This window comes from Nitrospirota bacterium (assembly GCA_016212215.1).
In the GTDB taxonomy this organism is placed as follows: domain Bacteria; phylum Nitrospirota; class 9FT-COMBO-42-15; order HDB-SIOI813; family HDB-SIOI813; genus JACRGV01.
Window position 1 is genome coordinate 1 of record JACRGV010000099.1, and the last position, 5,199, is coordinate 5,199.

The 5,199-nt window shown below is 43.1% G+C and carries 6 protein-coding genes; 4 read left to right on the forward strand and 2 right to left on the reverse strand.

Annotated features, from left to right (window positions below; genetic code table 11):
* Nucleotides 1-127: 127 nt before the first annotated feature.
* The gene (locus HZA08_09070) at nt 128-373 is read left to right on the forward strand and encodes a hypothetical protein (protein MBI5193575.1); all 246 of its coding nucleotides are present in this window, start codon (nt 128-130) and stop codon (nt 371-373) included.
* A 110-nt stretch (nt 374-483) separates the two neighbouring features.
* Here the strand turns inward: HZA08_09070 and HZA08_09075 are convergent, their stop codons facing one another.
* Nucleotides 484-744 carry a hypothetical protein gene (locus HZA08_09075; GenBank protein ID MBI5193576.1) on the reverse strand — a complete coding sequence of 87 codons (261 nt, stop codon included), beginning with the start codon at nt 742-744 and terminating at the stop codon, nt 484-486.
* Nucleotides 734-1,003, reverse strand: coding sequence for a BrnT family toxin (locus tag HZA08_09080; protein MBI5193577.1), 270 nt, complete (start codon nt 1,001-1,003; stop codon nt 734-736). Before HZA08_09080 ends, HZA08_09075 begins: the two co-directional genes overlap by 11 nt.
* Nucleotides 1,004-1,245: 242 nt before the next feature.
* On the opposite strand from HZA08_09080, the gene tldD reads away from it, so the two are divergent.
* From tldD to HZA08_09095, 3 genes are all read left to right on the forward strand, one after another.
* Nucleotides 1,246-2,691: a metalloprotease TldD gene (tldD, locus tag HZA08_09085; GenBank protein ID MBI5193578.1), complete on the forward strand. Its 1,446-nt coding sequence runs from the start codon at nt 1,246-1,248 to the stop codon at nt 2,689-2,691.
* A 77-nt stretch (nt 2,692-2,768) separates the two neighbouring features.
* Nucleotides 2,769-4,121, forward strand: a complete 1,353-nt coding sequence (locus HZA08_09090) for a TldD/PmbA family protein (protein MBI5193579.1) — start codon at nt 2,769-2,771, stop codon at nt 4,119-4,121.
* Nucleotides 4,121-4,729, forward strand: a complete 609-nt coding sequence (locus tag HZA08_09095; protein MBI5193580.1) for a TetR/AcrR family transcriptional regulator — start codon at nt 4,121-4,123, stop codon at nt 4,727-4,729. Before HZA08_09090 ends, HZA08_09095 begins: the two co-directional genes overlap by 1 nt.
* The last annotated feature ends 470 nt before the right edge of the window (nt 4,730-5,199 follow it).

Genomic DNA, 5,199 nt, shown 5'->3' on the forward strand with positions numbered 1-5,199 from the left:
GATAATATAGCCTATCCGGAATTGGAACGCAAGTTTTGTTTAGTAGGTCATTCTAAGCTTTTAAAACTTGGTGAAAAAATTGATGGAATTTCAGGAAGTGCTTTTTTAAGGAGTGCCTTTTTAACCCGTGAACGGTTACGACCTGTTATGGCTGGAGATTCTTGTTAATGATGATATTCCCTGGGAAGATTATCTTAATATACCTGAGATTAATAATGCCTATCAGAAGGCATGTATCTGGTACACAAATTATAAGACAATGCTGCATACGGTTGTTAAAAGGAAACCTTTAATGAATCTAAATATAATGGGTAAAGTTGATGATAGAGAGTATAGGAAATTCGTGGAGGTTTTGAACTTTGTTAAGAGTTGAGGGCACGGCACTTTTTCAATTCAGAAGGAACGTGGAGATATTTATTTCAAGGATAGAGAATACTTCAGCATAAACAACTTTTCCTTTCTCATTATAATTATCCTGGAAAATCACCGCCGTGCAGTTTTTGCGCGTTCAGTGGAGTGCTTTGTCAGGCGTTGAGTTGTTCTTGTTAAATCAAGTAATGACCTTAATGCATCATTTACTGCGGCTGAATCAGCAAATGCCTTGGCCACATCCGGCTCAAGCATGACAACATTGGCACCTTCTTCTATAATCCGCTTGTAATACTTGCCCCGAACAGCCTTAGAATAATCAAAATTGTATTCGGGGCGTAATTTATCATTATTTTTTTTATCTTTAGCTTTCATGTCGTTTCCTTTCATGTGCGGTTGTGGTACGTACGTTAATAATTCTTATCACTCCACCTCTATCAGTATGTGAAACCACCAGCAAACGTCCGTGAGAGGAATAGCCAATGGTTATTAATCTTTGTTCTCCAACTGAGTGGTCCGGGTCATCAAACGTCGCTGATAACGGATCATAAAATACTGTCATGGCTTCTTCAAATGAAACCGTGTGCTTTTTAAGGTTCTTTTTTGCTTTTTCCCTGTTCCATTCGAATTGCATAAGTTCAATCTTTCTTTATTATGATGCAATGAGCCTGTGCTCACCAGTTGGGAAAAGCAGAGTGAAGCCACCTCTGCCATTACGTGTTAAGCAGCTTGTTTTGCCAGTTGACCACTTCCTCTTAATTTCAATAGTATAAAGAACATGTATTGGTCTGGCAAATGTTTTTTCATGTGTGTTAGAATAATTGGCTTTTATAAATTCTGTTGACACAAACCTCCATATTAAATTATCCTGTCAGCATGTCAAAAAACTTAATTAACCCTGAAACGTTTCTCACTGAGAAGTTTGGTATGGATAATCGCTCTATGCAGGAGGCGATGAAAGGGTTTCTGAGCAGGAAGATAGATTATGCAGACCTGTACTTTGAATATGTTATCAGCGAAGGGCTGGGCATTGAAGAAGGGCTTGTAAAGACTGCCTCAAAAAGTATCTCGCATGGTATTGGTGTGCGGGCGAATGCGGGTGATAAGACAGGGTATGCATATTCTGATGAGATTTCACTGGAACGTATACAGATTGCGGCAAAGACTGCGAGTTTCATTGCATCAGAGTCCGCCGGAAGTGCGGTAGTCCCTATAAAAGGGATTACAAAACCCGTACTCAATCTCTATCCCCTTGAGACCTATCCAACAGATATACCTGTAGAAACCAAGATTGAACTGCTTGAGAAGATTGACAAGATTGCACGGGGCATGGACCCCCGCATTAAAAATGTGCTTGCATCCTTTGGCAGTGAATACAAGCTGATACTGATTGCAACATCAGAGGGGCTTGTAATAGGAGACATTCAACCCCTTTGCAGGCTTAATATATCAATCATTGCTGAGGACAAAGGAAACCGTCAGGTTGGGACTTATGGCGGAGGCGGAAGGGTTGAGTATTCGTATTTTCTTGATGAAGACCGCTTCACATCTTATATAGAGAAGGCTGTAAAACAGGCATTAACAAATTTAGATGCTGTTGATGCACCAGCCGGTACTATGGATGTGGTGCTCAGCCCCGGCTGGCCCGGCATCCTCCTCCACGAGGCTATAGGACATGGTCTTGAGGGAGACTTCAATAGAAAAGGGTCATCAGCATTTTCAAATATGATAGGCAAAAAGGTGGCATCCGAACTCTGCACAGTGATTGATGATGGGTCAATAGTCAACAGGCGGGGTTCAGTAAACATAGACGATGAAGGCACACAGACACAACGTACTGTACTCATAGAAAAAGGGATCCTCAAAGGCTATCTGCAGGACCGTCTTAATGCAAAACTCATGAATATGCCTTTAACCGGAAACGGGAGAAGGGAAAGCTACGCACACCCGCCCCTGCCGAGGATGACCAATACATTTATGCTGGCCGGTGATTCAAAGCCATCCGACATTATTCAATCTGTTAAGAGAGGCCTTTACGCAGTTGCGTTCGGAGGCGGGCAAGTAGATATAACGAGCGGCAAGTTTGTCTTCTCTGCAAGTGAGGCATATTTGATAGAGAACGGTAAGATTACATCACCTGTGAAAGGCGCCACACTTATAGGCAACGGGCCGGACATCCTCAAGCAAGTATCCATGGTCGGCAATGACTTAGAGCTGGATGCGGGAATAGGAACATGCGGCAAAGACGGACAGTCTGTACCTGTTGGAGTTGGACTTCCCACGATTAAGATAGATGGTATTACGGTGGGGGGGACAAGGTGATTAGAGTGAGCAGATGTTAGAGATAAGAAGTTAGAAGTTAGAAGCAAGAAATAAGACACAAGAAAACTAAGGGACGAATGGATATTTCAATAGATACTGCACAGCAGTTGCTGGAGAAGGCTAAGAGGAGAGGGGCAACGGATGGGGATATTATTTTATTGGAAGGGAGGACTTCTTCTGTTATAATCCGCCTCTCTGAGATAGAGAAGATTACAGACTCCAACTATAAGGCACTCGGACTAAGACTCTTTTTCGGGAAGAGCAGTGCTATTACATCTACCTCTGATCTGTCCCCTGAAAATTTAGAGAGGTTGCTGGAAGATACCTGCAGGATTGCAAAACTGACTGCAAAAGATGATTACGCAGGTCTCCCGGCTGCTCAAACTAATACAGCTATTAAAGAAACAGCTCCCCCCCTTATCTATGATGAACATGTTCATGATTTATCTGTGGAAGAGATGATACGGCTTGCAAAAGAGGCAGAGGCCGCGTCTATGAACTTCGATAAAAGGATAACCAATTCAGAGGGTGGATACTGTAGTAAAAGATATTCACGCCTTATATATGCAGGCACAAACGGGTCAGCCGGAATTTATGAGTCATCAATGTTCAGCCTGTCTGCAACACCAATCGCATCTCAGGACGGTTCTATGCAGAGAGATTCATGGTACTCATCAAAGAGGAAGTATTCTCAGTTGGAAAGTCCGGTCAGTATCGGAGAACTTGCAGCAAGGAGGACGGTAAGACGTCTTGGGGGAAAGAAGATAAATACGTGTCAGGCGCCTGTAGTGTTTGACTCAGAGACCGCCTCAGACCTTATCGGCAGTTTATGTTCGGCAATATCAGGATACTCGATATACAAGGGATCTTCATTCCTTGTCGGGATGTTGAATAAGCAGATAGCCTCCGTTAACATAACAATTTATGATGACGGCACAATCCCATGGGGCTTAGGCTCCAAGCCATTTGATGGAGAAGGTACTGCTACAGGTAAAACCGCTATTATTGAAAATGGTGTCTTAAAAAGCTATCTGTTGGATTCCTACTCTGCAAGAAAATTAAATCTTACGACAACGGGAAATGCCTCACGAGGTGCCGGTTCGCCGCCTGTAGTATCTCCGACCAATTTCTATTTAACGCCCGGAGACTCCTCCCCTGCTGACATTATAAAATCCGTAGACTCCGGCCTGTACGTAACAGAGTTGATCGGCTTCGGATTTAATCCTGTAACCGGAGACTATTCCAGAGGTGCTGTAGGTATCCGGATTGAAAACGGAGAACTGACATACCCGGTTGAAGAGATTACAATTGCAGGCAATCTTAAAGACATGCTTATGCAGATAGAGATGGTAGGGAATGACCTTGATTTAAGACAAAAAGTTTGTGCCCCTACTATCAAGATAGGAAGACTCACCATCGCAGGCAATTAATGCTTAAAAAAAACCGCAGGGAAGAGATTCTAACCGCTGCAATCACCATATTTTCACAAAAGGGTTACCACGACACAACCATTGCAGACCTTATAGAAAAGGCGGGGATAGCACGCGGCACTTTCTACCTCTATTTTGAAAACAAGCGTCAGATATTTGATAGCATACTGGACAACCTCCTGCTTGAGATTGACCGGTGCATCAGGACAATTAAAATTGGAGAAACAGGTCCCGAAAAGACAGACCCTTTAGACCAGCTTAGGGCAAACCTCACCCGCCTTTTTACCCTGTTCATAGAGAACCCTGAACTTAGCAGGATTTTATTGCGTCATGCCACCGGCCTTGATGAAGAATCAGATCAGAAACTCACGGAATTTTATTCAAACCTCGCATTGAAAATAGAAGAGGCACTGAGGCTGGGCACAAAGATGAACCTCATCCGCGAATGTGACCCCCGCATCACCTCTTATTGTATCCTTGGCAGTATCAGAGAGGTCATTGAACACATCACCTTAACCCGGCGTGACACATCAGAGATAGATACTATAATTGAAGAGGTGCTTGGCTTCGGCCTGTACGGCCTGATGAATCCGGGGCTGTTAGAGTAAGTTATTGAGGCTCATGTAAAAGCCATCATTCCCGTGGAAACGGGAATCCAGAGGTTTCCCATGTCTCAGAATGGAGCAATTAGTTTGACAGATGTTCTTCATCCTGCTACTTTAGGGTCATAAAATATAAATCCTCCTATTAATAAAACAAATGCAATCATTAACACTTAACGAAATTATTGTTGAGACTATTAAAAGACATTGGCTGCGGGCACATGATACAATTGCTATTGTACCTTGAGGTTACAAATATTTGATTGTGTCTTGAATTGAATCAGGCATTATACTTAGGGTCTGTCATGAAATAACTTGTGCATTTAGGCGCTCAGATTTCGGTCAGGTTTGAGTGCGCCCGATTGAGCAAACCCGAAGGCGTAGTTGAATCTACGCTGAGGGGTTGCGATTGAGGAGCACACAAAGATGGCCGGAAGATGAGATGCATAAATGTATAGGTTATTTTATGACAGACC

Coding starts and splice junctions, on each gene's coding strand:
- HZA08_09075 (MBI5193576.1), bottom strand. CDS start 744: ATGAAAGCTAAAGATAAAAAAAATAATGATAAATTACGCCCCGAATAC.
- tldD (MBI5193578.1), top strand. CDS start 1,246: ATGTCAAAAAACTTAATTAACCCTGAAACGTTTCTCACTGAGAAGTTT.
- HZA08_09095 (MBI5193580.1), top strand. CDS start 4,121: ATGCTTAAAAAAAACCGCAGGGAAGAGATTCTAACCGCTGCAATCACC.
- HZA08_09090 (MBI5193579.1), top strand. CDS start 2,769: ATGGATATTTCAATAGATACTGCACAGCAGTTGCTGGAGAAGGCTAAG.
- HZA08_09080 (MBI5193577.1), bottom strand. CDS start 1,003: ATGCAATTCGAATGGAACAGGGAAAAAGCAAAAAAGAACCTTAAAAAG.